Origin of the sequence: Kitasatospora sp. NPDC057904 (genome assembly GCF_042887925.1) — a bacterium.
Taxonomy (GTDB): Bacteria; Actinomycetota; Actinomycetes; order Streptomycetales; family Streptomycetaceae; genus Kitasatospora.
This window is the reverse complement of record NZ_JBHVOL010000001.1, coordinates 1,169,413-1,185,660: the sequence shown is the minus strand read 5'-3', so window position 1 is coordinate 1,185,660 and position 16,248 is coordinate 1,169,413. Positions and strand designations below refer to the sequence as shown.

General features: G+C 75.0%; 10 protein-coding genes. 8 read left to right on the top strand and 2 right to left on the bottom strand.

Annotated features, from left to right (window positions below; translation table 11 throughout):
* Window positions 1-317: 317 nt before the first annotated feature.
* A complete protein-coding gene (locus tag ACFVSN_RS05420; RefSeq protein WP_387597893.1) occupies window positions 318-1,631 on the bottom strand; it encodes a phage tail sheath family protein in 1,314 nt (437 codons plus the stop codon).
* Between the two features lie 201 nt (window positions 1,632-1,832).
* Here ACFVSN_RS05420 and ACFVSN_RS05415 point away from each other — a divergent pair, with 201 nt between their 5' ends.
* The 4 genes from ACFVSN_RS05415 to ACFVSN_RS05400 all read left to right on the top strand — a co-directional run bounded on the left by ACFVSN_RS05415 (window position 1,833) and on the right by ACFVSN_RS05400 (window position 4,533).
* Window positions 1,833-2,774, top strand: a complete 942-nt coding sequence (locus tag ACFVSN_RS05415; protein ID WP_387597890.1) for a MerR family transcriptional regulator — start codon at window positions 1,833-1,835, stop codon at window positions 2,772-2,774.
* Between the two features lie 142 nt (window positions 2,775-2,916).
* Window positions 2,917-3,429 (top strand): hypothetical protein, encoded by a 513-nt coding sequence (locus ACFVSN_RS05410; RefSeq protein ID WP_380507961.1) that lies wholly within the window; start codon window positions 2,917-2,919, stop codon window positions 3,427-3,429.
* 47 nt (window positions 3,430-3,476) lie between these two features.
* Complete coding sequence (locus ACFVSN_RS05405; RefSeq protein WP_380441486.1) at window positions 3,477-3,818, top strand: hypothetical protein; 342 nt, start codon at window positions 3,477-3,479, stop codon at window positions 3,816-3,818.
* A gap of 124 nt (window positions 3,819-3,942) precedes the next feature.
* A complete protein-coding gene (locus ACFVSN_RS05400) occupies window positions 3,943-4,533 on the top strand; it encodes a hypothetical protein (protein ID WP_387597887.1) in 591 nt (196 codons plus the stop codon).
* Between the two features lie 339 nt (window positions 4,534-4,872).
* Here the strand turns inward: ACFVSN_RS05400 and ACFVSN_RS05395 are convergent, their stop codons facing one another.
* Window positions 4,873-5,982 (bottom strand): LuxR C-terminal-related transcriptional regulator, encoded by a 1,110-nt coding sequence (locus tag ACFVSN_RS05395; protein ID WP_380495682.1) that lies wholly within the window; start codon window positions 5,980-5,982, stop codon window positions 4,873-4,875.
* A gap of 39 nt (window positions 5,983-6,021) precedes the next feature.
* Between ACFVSN_RS05395 and ACFVSN_RS05390 the strand changes: the two genes are divergently transcribed.
* From ACFVSN_RS05390 to ACFVSN_RS05375, 4 genes are all read left to right on the top strand, one after another.
* Complete coding sequence (locus ACFVSN_RS05390) at window positions 6,022-6,330, top strand: hypothetical protein (protein ID WP_387597885.1); 309 nt, start codon at window positions 6,022-6,024, stop codon at window positions 6,328-6,330.
* 205 nt (window positions 6,331-6,535) lie between these two features.
* The gene (locus tag ACFVSN_RS05385; protein ID WP_387597882.1) at window positions 6,536-6,787 is read left to right on the top strand and encodes an acyl carrier protein; all 252 of its coding nucleotides are present in this window, start codon (window positions 6,536-6,538) and stop codon (window positions 6,785-6,787) included.
* 6 nt (window positions 6,788-6,793) lie between these two features.
* Entirely contained in the window at window positions 6,794-9,856 is a 3,063-nt protein-coding gene (locus ACFVSN_RS05380; protein WP_387597879.1) for an amino acid adenylation domain-containing protein, read from the top strand.
* The gene (locus ACFVSN_RS05375; RefSeq protein ID WP_387597878.1) at window positions 9,853-16,224 is read left to right on the top strand and encodes an amino acid adenylation domain-containing protein; all 6,372 of its coding nucleotides are present in this window, start codon (window positions 9,853-9,855) and stop codon (window positions 16,222-16,224) included. The genes ACFVSN_RS05380 and ACFVSN_RS05375 overlap by 4 nt, the downstream gene beginning before the upstream one ends.
* Window positions 16,225-16,248: the final 24 nt, after the last annotated feature.

Sequence of the window (16,248 nt, the reverse complement as noted above, 5' to 3'; positions counted from 1 at the left end):
AAGGTGCGGCGGTGCCAGGAACGGGCGGGGCCCAGGAGGTCCACGGCTTCCTCCGGGCGCCCGCCTCGGCGATCAGCTCTGCCAACTCCCTCGCCACGAACGGGGAATCGGCATCCAGTCACGGTACCCGCCACGGGCCCGGCGGCCGAATCCGGCGGCGTTCACGATCGCGCGCCATACTGCCCGGCCGCCGAGGAGCCTCCGGCCGGCCACCGGAGCAGGAAGTCGGCCGGTCCGCCTTCCTGCTCGGGCCGGGAGCCGGGAGCCGGGAGCCGCGAGCCGCGAGCCGCGCAACGGCGGGGCGGACAGGTGTGCCGTCAGGTGGCCTTGGGGGCCTCTCCGGACTGTCCCGCGATCTGGGTGATGGTGAAGTGGACGAACTCGGCGGGGCGCACGGGTGCGACGCCGATGTCGCAGATGACCTTGCCGTCGTCGATGGTCTTGGGTGTGTTGTTGGTGTCGTCGCAGATCACATAGAACGCCTCGTCCGGCGTGCGTCCCACGAGGGCGCCCTGCCGCCACTGGTCGGTGAGGAAGGAGGACACGGAGTGCCGCAGTGTCGCCCACAGCCGTTCGTCATTGGGCTCGAACACCGCCCAGGTCGAGGACTGGTGGACGGAGTCGGCGAGGTAGGACACGAGGCGGCGGACGTTGAGGTAGCGCCAGTCGCGTGTGGTCGACCTGGTACGAGCGCCCCATACGAGCAGGCCCCGGTCCGGGAAGAGCCGCAGGCAGTTGACGCCCTTCGCGTTCAGCTCCCCGTGCTGGTCGTCCGTGAGGACGGTCTGGAGTTTGAGTGCGCCGCGGAGGTTCTGGTTGGCGGGGGCCTTGAAGACGCCGCGTTCGGCGTCGGTGCGGGCCCAGACACCCGCCACGTGGCCGCAGGGCGGCACGGTGCGCTCGACGGCGTCGACGCCCGGGACCGTGATCCACGGGTAGTACAGGGCGGTGAAGGCGGCGTCGTCGGAGTCGCGCGAGCCGAGCGTGTCGGCGAAGGCCGCCGCCTCGGCCGGGGTCAGGCCGGGCGGCGGGTCGAGGATCGCCAGCCGGTTGCGCTGCTCGGTGCAGTGCTTGACGACCTGGGCCATCCTGCCGACGCCCTCGGCATGGTCGGGCGTCGGCGCCTCCTTCTCGGCGGAGGCGTCCGCGGTCATGTCCCAGAGGCTGGGGACGGCGACCATGGTGACCTCGGGAACGGTCTCCAGGGCGGCGAGGCCGGTGCGGGCGTCCGTGTTCCCCTTGAGCTCCTCGGGTGAGACGGCGCTCTGCGGGCTGGTGAAGCCGACCACGTAGCAGGTGCTCCCGCCGTTGGCGAAGAACCCGTAGACCGCTTCGGCCAGGGGCAGGCACCGTTGCAGCGTGTGGATCGCGGCCGGTTCGGTCGCGTCCGCGAGCTCCTTGGCGATTCCCTGGACGCTGTAGCGGGCGGCGAACTCCTGCCAGCTGCGGATCTTCTGCGGGACGACACGCTCGGCGTCGGTGAACGGCTCGGGGGCCGCGCTCGGATCGTCGTTGGCGGAGGCCTTCGTGTAACCGAGGAACGCCGGGACCGATGTGCTCGCCCCGGTGATCGTGCGTACTCCGCTGGGGAGCTCCGTCACGAAGACCCCTGGCGGGTTCTGACTGGGCATCCACACTCCTTGAGGTGAGAGGGCCGCTGCTGGTGCGAACGGCGAGTCCGTACCCACCCCAGCGCAGCGAGCTGCCCGGCCACTCCTCTGAGAGGGCAAACCACCGCTTCGAGTGAAGCCTCTGTGTGACTGACGGGTGGTCTGCCGCCGGCAGGCGGGTGGGCTTGAGTCTCCTGTAGGGGGAGGTGGGAGGGTGAGGGCATGGACGGCGACACGCTCTACCCGATCGGTGATCTGGCCCGGCGGACCGGTCTGACGGTCAAGGCCATCCGGTTCTACTCCGACTGCGGGATCGTGCCGCCGACCGACCGTAGCCCGGCCGGCTACCGCCTCTACGGCATCGACGCCGTCGCACGTCTGGACCTCGTGCGGACACTGCGCGACCTGGGACTGGACCTCCCTGCCATCCGGAAGGTCGTGGACCGGGAGATCTCCCTTCCCGAGGTCGCCGCGGCGCACGCCGAAGCACTGGCGGTGCAGATCCGGACGCTGCGCCTGCGGCGCGCGGTGCTGACGGCGGTGGCCAGGCGCGGGTCCACCCCTGAGGAGATGGATTTCATGCACAAGCTGGCCAAGCTCTCCGAGGACGAACGTCGACGGCTGATCGGCGATTTCCTCGACACCGCCTTCAGCGGACTGCTGGACGCCAACCCCGGACTCGCGGGGATCACGCGGTCGATGACGCCCGAGCTGCCCGACAACCCGGAGGCCGAGCAGGTCGAGGCGTGGGTGGAGCTGGCCGAGCTGTCCCAGGACCCGGACTTCCGCGCCGGCACGCGGCGCACGGTCGAGCACTACGTGGCCGATCACGCCCAGGTCGGCACCACGTGCCCGCGCCGTGACCCTGCCGCAGCGGCCCTCGACCAGGTCGGCCCGGCCCTGGCAGCCGGCATCGACCCGGGCTCGCCCCAGGCCGATCGGGTCGTTGCGGCAGTCATGGCCCAGTACGCGGACGCCGTGGGGCTCCCCGACGACGTCGACCTCCGGCGCCGGCTGTCGACCCGCCTGGAGACCGTGAACGACCCTCGCAGGGAGCGGTACCTTCAGCTGCTCGCCGTGATCAACGGCTGGTCGGCCCCGGAAAGCCTGGCGCCGGCCTTCGACTGGTTCATCCGGGCATTGGGCGCCCGGATACCGGGGTAGCAGACCGTTCGCGGCATGGCGCGGCCGGACCGGCGAGCCGGCGGCGCCCTCGGTTGCCTTCGTGCTCGTCGACGACGGCCCGGCCGGCCCGCCGCCCAAAAGCGGTCGACAACCCCGGCCGGCCGCCCGATAGGGTGCCGACGTGGACATGGAACAAGCCTGGCAGGCCGCCGAGTTGCGGTGGAGGTGCGGAACGCTCGCCGGATTCGTCGCGGCCTGCACGGACGTCGAGGGGCGTGCCCGGGAGGCGGCCAGGCTGGCCGGGGAGGTGTTCGCCACCGACCCCGGGGACGTGGCGGCGTTGCAGGCGATCCACGGCGTTCTCGCCACCTGGGCCGACGAGCTGGGGGACCATCCGCACCGGCCCGCCGTCCGCCGGCCCGAGGAAGCGGATCGCCGCATCCGCGACCACCTCAAGGACGTGCTGCGCACCCGGCTGCCCGTCACGGCCCGCGACCGCCTGGCGGCCGTCCAACTCTCCCTGGACGTCGACTTCGACGTGCTGCGCCGGCTGCGGACGCTGTCCGCCGAGGAGCGCGAGGACGTCTTCTACGTCTACGGCCGCGCCACGGCAGCCCTGGACCTCGGTCACCTGGACGAGGCCGAGCGCGGGGCGAAGCACCTCGACGCCCTCCGGCGGCAGTACGCCGGCTAGTACGCAACTCGGCGGCGCAGTACCGCGCCCGGGAGAGGAGAACCGGCATGACGACGAGTCCGCTGCCGTTGGACCTGCACGAGGACATGCAGGTCTGGTCGTACCGCGTTTCGCACCGGACGCTGCTGTTCCGCAGCTTCTGGAAGCAGGGGAGGGACACGGCCACGGAGGTCGAGTTCGTCAGTGTCCTGGCCATGAAGACGCGGTCGGGCTACCAGGACCTGGAGATCCGGGAGGCGGATTCCGACCCGGAGATCGAGGCGCTGGTCGACGTGCCGGGCCCGGCGTCTGCTCGCTACCTGCGGCTCCATCTGCTCAGCGGTGGTGTGCCCGCGGGTTTCGTCGTCTGCGGGGACGTCCGGGTCCGTCAGGTGCCGGTGGACGAGTGACCCCCGGCCGGTCGAATCCGGCGGAGCCCGGTCGAGCCCGGTCGAACCCTGGAGGGCCCGCCGCCCGTGGTATCTGCTGAGGCCGGTCGGCGACCGGCGCGAGGACGGACGCGGGAGGACGACCATGGCCTGGTACCAGGGGCCGAGCCGGATCACGGTGACGGCGGTGGAGGGCCCGTGGCAGCAGCGGGCGGTGGTGACCGTGCGGGGCGCCGCGCCGGTCCTGGTCCCGGCGGCGGTCGGCGCCGTCCACGTGGTCGACGCCGCGAGCTGGCAGCTGGACCTGGAGCACTGCCACGAGGGCGAGTGGAGTCCCAACATCCGCGCGGTCCAGGGCCGTTGGCAGGAGGTCCGGGGCGTGCAGACGCAGCAGGTGCACAGCCGCAACCGCGACCGGGCCGGCGACCGCCAGGACCGCAACCTCGTGCTGCGGATCGAGCGGATCGAACCGGGCGGGCGCACTCCGGCCGCCACGCCCGGCCTGCCCGCCGCGCGTCGTACCGCGACCGCCGACCCGACGGCCGCCCCGGCGGGCGCCGCACGGCCCACCACGGCGGGCGGACCGGCCGCCACCACGCCGGGCACGGGCGCCCGCACGACCACCTCGACGGCCGGCTCGGACTTCCTCCGGCCCGCGGCCCCGTCGCGCCCGACCACCGCGACCACCGCGACCGGATCGGCGGGCGCACGGACCACGACCTCCTGGGGCGCCTGAAGCAGGCCTGACGGCGGCCCTGACCGGTCCACCTGCTTGGTCGTCCGCCCCTGCCCGGTGGCCGGTTCGAGCGCCCGCTCCCGGGGCCGGCTGGCCTCGTTGAGGAACTGTGTGAGCCGATGGGCGTCGACCCGGTCCGGCGCAGCGAGCCGGACGTGGCCGGGGGTGCGGGTGGCCGGCCGGAGGCCGTCGGCGCGGAGAGTGATCAGCCGGGCGACGTGCCCCCGCAATGCGGCGCGAGCGGTGGACGGCGCGCGTGGTCCCCTACGGGGCCGAACAGTTGATTGACCTGGATGAGCCAGGATGAGCGAGGCGCTGCGGTAGCGCGGCCGAGCCGGTTCAGAAGACGCCGGGGGACTCGTCCGGCCCGGTGCCGAGCCGGCGCTGGGCGCCGGTGAGGTAGCCCGCCTGGAAGCGGCTCTCGGCGCCCAACTGCGCGAAGATGTCCGCGATGTACTTGCGGCAGGTGCGCAGCGAGACGCCGAGCCGCCGGGCGATCGTCTCGTCCCGCAGGCCCTCGCTGAGCATGCCGAGGATGGTGCCCTTGAGGTCGTCCCGCAGGCCGCCGTCCAGCGGGGCCGGATGGTACGGGGTCGCCATCTGCCAGTTGCGGTCGAAGGCGTCGCACAGGAAGCCGACGGTGGAGGGGTCCCGGATGACCACCGCGCCGCCGCTGGTCCGGTGGTGGGAGATGAAGGCCACCCGGCGGTCGAAGGCGATCATCCGCCCCAGGAGCTCGGGCAGGGTGCGGACCTGGGCGCCCGCCGCCGTGACCCGTTCGACGTAGGCCTGGGTGGGGGCGTTGTGGCGCGCGGGGTGCTGGTAGAGGGTGCGCATGCGGACGCCGCGCCCGATCATGGCGAGGTCGCGGGCGATCGAGCGCTCCAGCTCTCCGGGCGGGCGGCCGCCGCCCGGCTGGGCGGTCATCACCTCGGACTCGCAGGTGGCGCCGGCCTCGTCGAGCATCGCGATCACCTCGCCGAGCGCCTCGACGGGCTGCAGCGGAGCGCCCCGGTCGACGTCGTCGACGCCCGCGTCGTACATGGCGTTCACCGAGTCCACCACGTCCCAGACGGAGAGGACGCCGGACAGCCCGCGGCGGAAGCGGGACTCGGCCGCGGCCACCTCCGCGCTGGCCTGCTGCGGGTCGACGGCCTTCCAGGCTCGCTCCATCGCCGGTCTGTCCGCCGGTCTGCCGTCCGGTCTGTCCTCCGATCCGTCCTCGGGTCCGTCCGCCGGCCCGCCCGGTGGTCGGAGCGGCCCGGCGGGATCGAGCGGATCGAGCGGCCGGACCAGGGGGACGGCCGCCAGCGACTCGACCGCCCGGGCGACGCGTTCCTGGGGCAGTCCGAGCCCCACCGCCGCGTCCGGGATCCGCAGCACGCCCCGGTCCACCGCCCACCCGTAGACCTGGATCTCCTCGGCCTGCAGCGCCTGGAACCTGGTCACGATGTCCGTTTTTGACACCTTGTCCACTCTTTCTCCCACGTGCAGCTTGATGTAAAGCATCATCATGCGGGCTCGGTGACTGGACTGCCAAGCTCCGAATTCCCGATGCTGATGTCAACGGCGTTCGACGGGCGATCCCCGGCGGCGCAGGCATCCATCCCACGGGGGCACATCGTGCAGTTCTCCAAGAAAATCCGCGGAATCCTCCGGACCGGCGCGGCCGTGGTCGCGGCAGCCCTCGTCGCGACCCTCGCGGCGGCCGCCGGGACCGGTCATCTGCCGGGCCGGGAGCCGTCGACTTCCGTTGTAGCGCAGGCTGGTGGCAACGGCGACACCGGCTGGGGATAGGCCCGTGCGGCCTGATCCGACGGATACGGACGGGCCCCGTCCAGCGGGCTCTACGCGGGTTTCGTCCCCCCTCTCCCGGGGCGCCGCCCGAAATTGACTCGCATCACTCCAATATTTCGCAGCAATAACCGTTCCCCAATTCCCGGGAAAGGGCTTGCTGTCATGTCCACAAGTGGTAATCGGAATTTTCTGGAGGCAGGTTCAGATGTCCCAGCCGAACATTTCGGCCGACCGTGTCGACGCGGCTGCGGTTCGGGCGATGGTGGCGGAGGCGCTCGGGGTCGACGTCCCGGGCGACGGGTCGTTCATCGGCCACGGCGGCGACTCCTTCCACGCCGTGACGCTGATCGCCCGGATCGAGGAGGAGTGGGGCGTCGAGCTGGACTTCCTCGCCGTGCTGGACTCCACTCCGGACTCGCTGGCCGACGCGGTGAACGCCGCCCGCGCGGAGAGCTGACCGGTCGTGGAACCGTCGCTGACGTTCGGTCCGGCCGCGGCCGTCCCGCCGCACGGCACCGCGCACGGCGCGGTGCTGGCCTGGGCGGACCGGACGCCGGACGCCCCCGCGCTGCGGGCCGGCGGCCGGACCACCACCTACCGGGGCCTGGTCGGCCGGGCCCGGGAGGTTGCCTCCCGCCTGGTCGAACTCGGCCTGCGGCCCGGTGAGTTCGTGCCGGTGTCGGCCCGGCCGGGGGAGGCCTTCGCGGTCGCGGCGCTCGGCGTGCTGCTGGCGGGCGCGGCGTTCGCCGCCGTCGATCCCCGGTGGCCCGCCGGACGGCTCGCGGACGTGGCCGAGGACCTGGGTGCCCGCTTCGTGCTCGACGCCACCGGGGAGGGAAGCACCCTCGCGCTGCCGGTCGTGAAGCTGTCGGACGGCGAACCGCCGTGCACACGGCGGGACTTCGCGGCGCCCCGGGTCGGCGCGGAGGACCCCGCGTGCGTCTTCTTCACCTCGGGTTCCACCGGCCGCCCCAAGGGCGTGGTGATCCCGCACCGCGCGATGATCCGCACCTTCGTCGACGGCGGCTACGCCGACTTCGGCCCGGACACCGTGATGCCGCTGCTGGCCGCTCCGTACTGGGACGCGGGCGCGCTGGAGACGTTCGGGCCGCTGCTCAACGGCGGTTGCGCGGTCGAGGCCAGGGACGGCCTGCTCACCCCGGCCGAGCTGCGCCGGCTGGTGCGCGAGGACGGCGTCAACACGCTCTGGCTGACCAGCTCGCTGGCCAACCTGATCCTGGACGAGGAGCCCGGGGCGTTCGCTGGCGTCCGGCACCTGATGACCGGCGGCGAGCGCGTGTCGCCGCCGCACCTGGCCGCGTTCCTGGCCGCCTGCCCGCGGGCCCGGCTGACCAACGGGTACGGCCCGGTGGAGTCGATGGTCTTCGTCACCGCCCAGGACGTCACCGCGGCCGAACTGGCCGAGCCGGACGGCGTTCCGGTCGGCCGCGCGGTGCGCAACACCCTGCTGGCCGTGGTGGGGGACGACGGCGCGCCGCTGCCGCGCGGCCGGGTCGGTGAACTGTGGGTCGGCGGCGACGGGCTGGCGCTGGGCTACCTCGACCGTCCGGAGGAGGAGGCCCGTCGGTTCGGCGTCCTCGACGTCCCCGGCCGGGGACCGGAGCGGGTGTACCGGACCGGGGACCTGGTGCGGATGGCACCGGACGGCCGGCTGTCCTACGTCGGGCGCGCCGATCGCCAGTTCAAGCTGCGCGGGTACCGGATCGAGCCGGGCGAGGTAGAGCGCGCGGTCGCCGCGGTGGCCGGGGTGCAGGAGTGCTTCCTGGTCCCCGTCCGGACGGCGGAGGGGACGGTCACGAGCACCGTCTGCGGCTACACCGTCGAGCCGGGCCGGACGCTCACCGACGAGCGGGTGCGCGGCGCGAGCGCGGCCGTGCTGGCGGCGCACCTGCGGCCCGACCGGTTCGTCCGACTGGCGTCGGTGCCGCTGGGCCCGACCGGCAAGGCCGACCTGCGGGCCCTGGAGCGGCTGCTCGTCGGAGAACCGCCCGAGGCGGCACCGGCACCGGCGGCGGACGGATCACCCGCGCTGAGCGAGGTGCGACGGATCCTCGGCGACCCCGCACTCGCCGGGGACGACGACCTCCTGGCCGACGGCGTCAACTCGCTCCAGGTGCTGAGGATCGCCGCCCGGCTGTCCCGCCTGCTGGACACCGAGCTCTCGGCGGGCGACGTCTACCGGCACGGCACGGTGGACGCCCTGGAGCGGGAAGCCCGCCGCCGTCCACCCGGACCCGTCGGGCCCACCGGACCGGCCGGCGACGGCGGGCCGACCGAACTCTCCGCCGGGGAGCGCCGCTTCTGGATCGCCGAACGGCTGGCGCCGGGCGCACCCGGGCACGTCGCGGTGAGCCGGATCGAGATCACCGGGCCGGTCGACGGCGACCGGCTGGAACGGGCGCTGGCCGCCGTGGCCGCCGCCCACCCGGCGCTGCGCACCACCTTCCCGCAGCTGCGCGGCCGCCCGCACCGCGCGGTGGCCGCCGAACCCGCCCTGCCGCCGCTGCTGCGGCGCTCGGGCGACGAGACCGCCGCCCTGCCGGCCCTGACCGCCGAACTGGCGGCCCGGGTGCACGACCTGGTGAACGGCCCGCTGCTCGCCGCGGGTCTGCTGTCGCACGGCGCCGAGCGGCACACGCTGGTGCTGGCGGTGCACCACACGGTCTACGACGGGCACTCGGAGCAGGTGCTGCTTGCCGACCTGGCGGCGGCCTGGTCCGGCGTCCGGCCGCGGCCCGCCCCGGCCGCGCCGACCGGCCCGGTCGGCGACGCCGAGCGGCACCGGGCCTTCTGGCGGGCCGAGCTGGCGGGCCTGGAACCGCTGGACCTGCCGGGGGCCAGGCCGGTGACCATGAAGGGGCTGTGGACCGCTCCGGTGGTCGAGCGCCCGGTCGTGCTGCCGCCCGGTTCGGCCGCCCTGCTGCGCGCGGCGGCGGCCCGGCTGCGCCGTCCGGCCCTGGCGGTGCCGCTGGCCGCCTGGTGGCGGGCGCTGTCCGGCTGGAGCGGCCGGCTCGACTTCGCCGTCGGCGTCGTGGTGGCCGACCGCGCCGCCGCCCACGAGCGCACCATCGGCTTCCTGGCCAACAGTCTGCCGGTCCGGATCGCCGGGACGCCGGGCGCCTCCGGGCCCGAACTGACCGGGCTGATCGGCGAACGGCTGCTGGAGGTGTTCGAGCACGCCGCGCTGCCCACCGACGAGATCGCCGCGCTGGTGCCCCGCCCGCCCGGCGGCCGCAGTCCGCTGTTCCAGACCATGCTGGTGTTCCAGCGGGTCAACCCGACCGTACGGCTCGGGGGTTCGACCCTCCGGCCGCGACCCGCCCCTCCGCTGGGCGCGCAGGGCGAACTGGTCTGCGAGCTGTGGGAGGACGGCGACGACCTCGTCGGCAGCCTCCAGGCCCCGGCCGGCCTGCTGCCGCCCGCCGTCCTCGGCCTGCTGACCGACCTCCTCGAATCCGAGCTGACCCTGCTGCTCGCCAAGGACCTCACCAAGGACCTCCCATGACCGACACCTTCCTCCCTCCGGCTCCCGCCGAGGCCGCCGGACCGCTGCCGCTCTCGTTCACCCAGGAGCGGATCTGGTTCGAGGAGCAGCTGCGGCCCGGCGGCTCCGCCTATCACATGCCGGTGATCTCGCGGGTGTCCGGCCCGCTCGACGTGGCCGCGCTGCAGCACGCCGTGGACGCCGTGGTGGCCCGGCACACGGCGCTGCGGACGGTGTTCGCCGAGCCGGACGGCACGCCCGTCCAGCGGGTGCTGCCCGAAGCGCCGGTCCCGGTCGCCACCGAGGACGTGCGCGCGCTGCCCGATCCGGCCGCGGCCGGGCTGCGGCTCGCCCAGCGGGAGGCCGAGCGCCCGTTCGACCTGGTCGCCGGTCCGCTGCTGCGGGCGCTCGCGGTGCGGACCGGCGAGCAGGAGCACCTGCTCGTCCTGACCTTCCACCACCTGGTCTTCGACGGCTGGTCGTTCGGGCCGTTCTTCGAGGAGCTGTCGGCGGCGTACGGCGCCGCGCGGGCGGGGGAGGCGCCGGCGCTGCCGCCGTTGCGCCGCCGGTTCGGCGACGCCGTCCGCGCCGAGCGCGAGCAGCTGACCCCGGAGACCGTGGACGGGCTGCTGGAGTGGTGGCGCGCGTACCTGGCGGAGACGCCGAGGGTGCTGGAGCTGCCCGCGGACCTGCCGCGGCCCGCCGTCCGCGGCCGCAGCGGGGCCCAGGCGCGGCTGCTGCTCGACGCCGGGCTGAGCGACGGAGTGCGCGAGCTGGGCCGGGCCCACGGCGCCACCCTCTACATGACGGTGCTGTCGGCCTTCGGCGTGGTACTGGCCCGCCAGAGCGGCCAGGAGCGGCTGCTGGTCGGCTCCCCGGTCTCCACCCGCCGGGCCGGCGACCACAACGCGCTGGGCTGCTACCTGACCACCCTGCCGGTGCGGCTGGACCTGTCCGGCGGCCCGTCGTTCGGTGACCTGCTCGGCCGGGTCCGCGCCAGTGCGCTGGAGGCCCTGGCCCACCAGCGGGTGCCGTTCCAGCGGCTGGTGGGCGAACTGGCCCCCGAGCGTGACCTCGGCCGCACCCAACTGATCCAGGTGTTCTTCAACGTCCTCCCGCCGGCCGCCCCGCTCGCCCTGGCCGGGTGCGCGGTCGAGCAGCTGCCCTTCCCGGAGATCGACAACAAGTTCGACCTGACGCTGTACGTCTCCACCGAGGGCGGGCGGCTGGCCCTGGAGGCGGTGTACGACGCCGGGCTGTACCGGGCCGAGCGGATCGCCGACCTGCTGGAGCAGATCGCGCTGGTGCTGCGGCAGGCCACGGCCGACCCGGCCCGCCGCACCGGGGAGCTCGCGCTCGCCACCGGCCGGGCCGCGGCCCTCGCCCCCGACGCGACGGCTGAGCTGACGGCGACCCACCCCGGTCCGCTGCTGGAGCGGCTGGCCGGGCACGCCGAACGGAGCCCGGAGCGGACGGCCCTGGCCGGACCCTCCGGCGCGCTGACCTACCGGGAGCTGGCCGACCGGGTCGAGCGCCTGGCCGGGCGGCTGGCCGGAGTCGGCGTCGGCGCCGGCGACGTGGTGGCCGTGCACGCCACGCGCGACCCGGCCACCGCGGTGGCGCTGCTCGCGGTCTGGCGGGCCGGAGCCGCCTTCGCGGTCCTGGACGCCGACTACCCGGCAGCCGAACTCGCCCTGCGGGCCGAGGAGTTGCAGCCAAAGGCCTGGCTGGCCACCGGCCCGGGCGAGCTGCCCGACCAGGCCCGCGCCGTTCCCGTGCTCGCCGTGGCGGACGACCCCGACGCGCCGCCCGCCGCCCGCCGCGCCGCCACCGCGGACGACCCCGCCTACGTCGCCTTCACCTCCGGTACCACCGGCCGCCCCCGCCGGATCGTCGGCGGCCACGGCCCGCTGGCCCACTTCCTGCACTGGTACGCCGACGCGTACGCGATCACCCCGGGCGACCGCTTCTCGGTGCTCTCCGGGCTCGGCCACGACCCGTTCCTGCGCGACGTGCTGGCGCCGCTGTGGGCCGGCGCGACCGCCGTGTTCCCGGCGGCGGACCTGCGGGACGTCCCGGCCCTGGCCGAGGAGCTGCACCGCGAGCGGATCACCGTCGCCCACCTGACCCCCGCACTGGCCGATGCGCTGGCCGCCGCGGCCGGACCGGGCTGGCCCGCGCTGCGGCTGGTCGGCTTCGGCGGCGACGCGCTGACCCGGCGCACCGTCCGGGAGTGGGCGGCCCTCGCCCCCGCCGCGGACCTGCTCAACCTGTACGGGGCGACCGAGACCCCGCAGGCCGTGTCGGTCCACGTGGCCCGGCGGGCCGGACAGGCCGCCCCGGAGGGGGAGGGCCGGATCCCGCTCGGTCCCGGGATCGACGAGGTGCAGCTGCTGGTGCTGGCCGGCGACCGCCCGGCCGGCCTCGGCGAGGTGGGCGAGCTGGTCGTGCGCACCCCGCACCTGGCGCGCTACGCCGACCCGCTGACCACGGACGGCTACGGCGACAACCCGCTGAGCGGGCACCGGCCCGACCCGGTCTACCGCACCGGCGACCTCGGCCGGCTGCGCCCGGACGGGCTGGTCGACCACCTCGGCCGGGCCGACCACCAGGTCAAGGTGCGCGGCTTCCGGGTCGAGCCGGCCGAGATCGAGGCGGCCCTCGCCGGGCAGGACGGCGTGCGCGGGGCCGTGGTGCTGGCCACGCCCGAGCAGCGCGGCGGCCACCGGCTGACCGCCTACCTCGCGACCGGCGGCACCCGCCCGGACCTGGGACGGCTGCGCGCGGCGCTCGCCGCCCGGCTGCCCGAGTACAAGGTGCCGTCCGGCTGGGTGGTGCTCGACGAGCTCCCGCTCACCGCGAACCGCAAGGCCGACCGGGCGGCGCTGCGCGCCCTCGGCCGCGAGGAGGCGGCGGTCGCCGCGTATGTGGCCCCGGCGGGCGAACGGGAGGAGCGGATCGCCGAAGTGTGGCGGGAGGTCCTGGGCCGGGAGCGGATCGGCAGCCGGGACGACTTCTTCGCGCTCGGCGGGCACTCGCTGCTCCTGAGCCGGGTGCTGGTGCGCCTGCGGCAGCGGTTCGGCGTGCGACTGTCGCTGCGCGAGCTCTTCGCCCACCCGACGGTCGCCGGGCTGGCCCGGCTGGTCGGGCGGCACACCGGGGCGGGGCCCGAGCGGCCGGTCCCCAGGAGCGGGGAGTCCGAGCCTGCGCCGCTGTCGTGGACCCAGGAGCGGCTGTGGCTGGAGGACCAGCTGCGCCCCGGCGATGCCGCCTACAACATGCCGCTGGTGCTGCGGGTGCGCGGCCCGCTGGACCGGACCGCGCTCCAGTCGGCGGTGGACGCCGTGCTGCGCCGGCACGCGGTGCTGCGGATGCGGGTCGCCGTCGTCGACGGGGAGCCCGTCCAGCAGGCGGTGGCCGACGCCTCGGTGACCGTCCGGTACCTGGAGCCCGCCCCCGGGGCGGCCCTCGCGGAGGCGATGCGGGAGACCAAGCGCCCGTTCGACCTGGCCGCCGGTCCGCTGCTGCGGGCCCTGGTGCTGCACACCGCCGAGGACGAGCACCTGCTGGTGCTGACGATCCATCACATCGCCTTCGACGGCTGGTCGTTCGGCGTCCTCCTCGACGGCCTGTCGCAGGCCTACCGGGCCGCGTGCGAGGGCCGGGAGGCCGGGTTCGGCGACGGGCTGCAGTTCGCCGACGTGGCCCGCTGGCAGCGCGCCGAGCTGGCCGGAGAGCCGCTGACGGAGCTCTTGGACTGGTGGACGGACCACCTGGCGGACGTCCCGACCGTGCTGGAGCTGCCCACCGACCGCCCCCGGCCCGCCGTCCAGGCGCACCGCGGCGCGCGCCACCGGCTGGCCGTCGACCCGGACACCGCCGACCGGCTGCGCCGGCTCGCCCGGGAGTCCGGCAGCACCCTGTACCTGACCCTGCTGACCGCCTTCGCCGTGGTGCTGTCCCGCCACAGCGGGCAGGAACGGCTGTTGGTCGGCACCCCGGTCGCCAACCGGGAGCGCGCCGAGTTCGAGGACCTGGTCGGCTGCTTCCTGAACACCGTCCCGGTCCGGCTCGACCTGCGCGGCGCGCCGTCCTTCGGCGAACTGCTGGGCCGGGTCACCGAGGACGCCCTGGCGGCGTTCGCCCACCAGGGCGTGCCCTTCGGCCGGCTGGTCGGCGAGCTGGCACCGGAGCGCGACCTCGCCCGCAGCCCGCTCGTGCAGGCGCTGTTCGCGCTGCAGAACGTGCGGCTCGGCTCGTTCGAGGCCCCGGGCGTGACCAGCGAGCTGGTGGAGGTCTCCGAGGCGAACGCCCAGTTCGACCTGAACCTGCGGATGCTGGACACCGGCGGCGAGATCCTCGGCTGGCTCGACTACGACACCGACCTGTTCGACGCCGCCACCGTCGAGCGGCTGGCCGGCCGCTTCACCGCGGCGCTGGCCGCCATGGCCGCCGACCCCGCCGCGTGCACGGCCACCGCCGACCTGCTCCCGCCCGCCGAGCGCCACCGGGTGCTGCACGAGTGGAACGCCACCGACGCCCACTGGCCGCTGGAGCGGACCCTCACCTCGCTGCTCGCCGAGCAGGCCGGACCGGGCACCGGCCCGGCCGCCGGGCGGATCGCGGTGCGCTGCGAGGGCCGGGAACTGAGCTACGCCGAACTGCACCGGCGGGCCAACCGCCTGGCCCGCCTGCTGCGCGGACACGGCGTCGGCCCGGACGTGGTGGTCGGCGTGCTGATGGAGCGGTCGGTCGAGCTCATGGTCGCCCTGCTCGCGGTGCACAAGGCCGGCGGCGCCTACCTGCCGCTGGACCCCGGATACCCGGCGGACCGGCTGGAGTTCATGCTCGCCGACGCGCAGGCGCCGGTGCTGCTGACCGACTCCGGCGCGCCCGCGATCGCCGCCGCGGGCCGCACCGTCGTCGCGGTCGGCCCGCACACCGCCGCCGACCTGCCCGACCACGCGCCCGAGCCGACGGCCGGCCCCGACCACCTGGCGTACGTCATCTACACCTCGGGCTCCACCGGCCGCCCCAAGGGCGTCCAGGTGCCGCACCGGGGCATCGTCAACCGGCTGCTGTGGATGCAGGACGCCTACCGGCTCGGCCCGGACGACACCGTGCTCCAGAAGACCCCGATCAGCTTCGACGTCTCCGTGTGGGAGCTGTTCTGGCCACTGTTCACCGGCGCCCGGCTGGTGCTGGCCCGCCCCGGCGGCCACCGCGACCCGGACCACCTCGCGCGGCTGATCCAGGACGAGCGGGTGACGGTGTGCCACTTCGTGCCGCCGATGCTGGAGACCTTCCTGTCCGCCGCGCCCGCCGAGCGCTGCGGGTCGCTGCGGATGGTGGCGTGCAGCGGCGAGGCGCTGCCCGCCGGGACGGCCCGGCGCTTCCACCAGGCCCTGCCCGGGACGAGGCTGGAGAACCTGTACGGCCCCACCGAGGCCTCGGTCGACGTGACCCGCTGGTCCAGCCGGCCGGACTGGGACCGCCCGAGCCTGCCGATCGGTGCGCCGATCGCCAACACCCGGGTGTACGTGCTCGACCGCTGGCTGGCCCCGGCCCCGCTCGGGGTGCCCGGCGAGCTGTACCTCGGCGGCGTCCAACTGGCCCGCGCCTACGGCGGCCGGCCGGACCTGACCGCCGACCGCTTCGTCCCCGACCCGTACGGCGCGCCCGGCGACCGGCTCTACCGCACCGGCGACCTGGCCCGCTGGCAGCCGGACGGCACCGTCGAGTACCTGGGCCGGATCGACCACCAGGTCAAGGTGCGCGGCTTCCGCATCGAACTCGGCGAGATCGAGGCGGCGCTGGCCGCGCAGCCGGGCGTCGGCCAGGTCGCGGTCATCGTCCGTGAGGACGAGCCGGGCGACCGGCGGATCGTCGCCTACCTCACGCCGGGCGACGGACCGGCACCCGACCGGAGCGCCCTGCGGGCCGGACTGGGCCGCACGCTGCCCGAGCACATGCTGCCGAGCGCCTTCGTCCCGCTGGACGCCCTGCCGCTCAGCCCGAACGGCAAGCTGGACCGCCGCGCCCTGCCCGCTCCGGACCGCGGCGCGGCCCCGGAGGCGTACGTCGCGCCCCGCACCCCGGTGGAGCGGCAGCTCGCCGAACTCTGGCAGCGGGTGCTGCGGCTGGCGCGGATCGGCGTCACGGACAACTTCTTCGAGCTCGGCGGCGACTCGATGCACGCCGTGCGGGTGGTCGGACAGGCCCGGGAACAGGGCCTGGACATCCCGCTGACCGAGCTGTTCACCCACCAGACCGTCGAGGCCGTGGCCGGCTGGCTGGACTCCCGCACGGAGACCGGCGGACCGCAGCGCCGGGCGACGGCCTTCGGGCTGCTCTCGCCGGAGGACCTGGCCCGCCTGCGCGCCAAGTGACAGGCCACTCACCGAACTACCGAA

Coding starts and splice junctions, on each gene's coding strand:
- ACFVSN_RS05385 (WP_387597882.1), top strand. CDS start 6,536: ATGTCCCAGCCGAACATTTCGGCCGACCGTGTCGACGCGGCTGCGGTT.
- ACFVSN_RS05400 (WP_387597887.1), top strand. CDS start 3,943: ATGGCCTGGTACCAGGGGCCGAGCCGGATCACGGTGACGGCGGTGGAG.
- ACFVSN_RS05415 (WP_387597890.1), top strand. CDS start 1,833: ATGGACGGCGACACGCTCTACCCGATCGGTGATCTGGCCCGGCGGACC.
- ACFVSN_RS05405 (WP_380441486.1), top strand. CDS start 3,477: ATGACGACGAGTCCGCTGCCGTTGGACCTGCACGAGGACATGCAGGTC.
- ACFVSN_RS05375 (WP_387597878.1), top strand. CDS start 9,853: ATGACCGACACCTTCCTCCCTCCGGCTCCCGCCGAGGCCGCCGGACCG.
- ACFVSN_RS05420 (WP_387597893.1), bottom strand. CDS start 1,631: ATGCCCAGTCAGAACCCGCCAGGGGTCTTCGTGACGGAGCTCCCCAGC.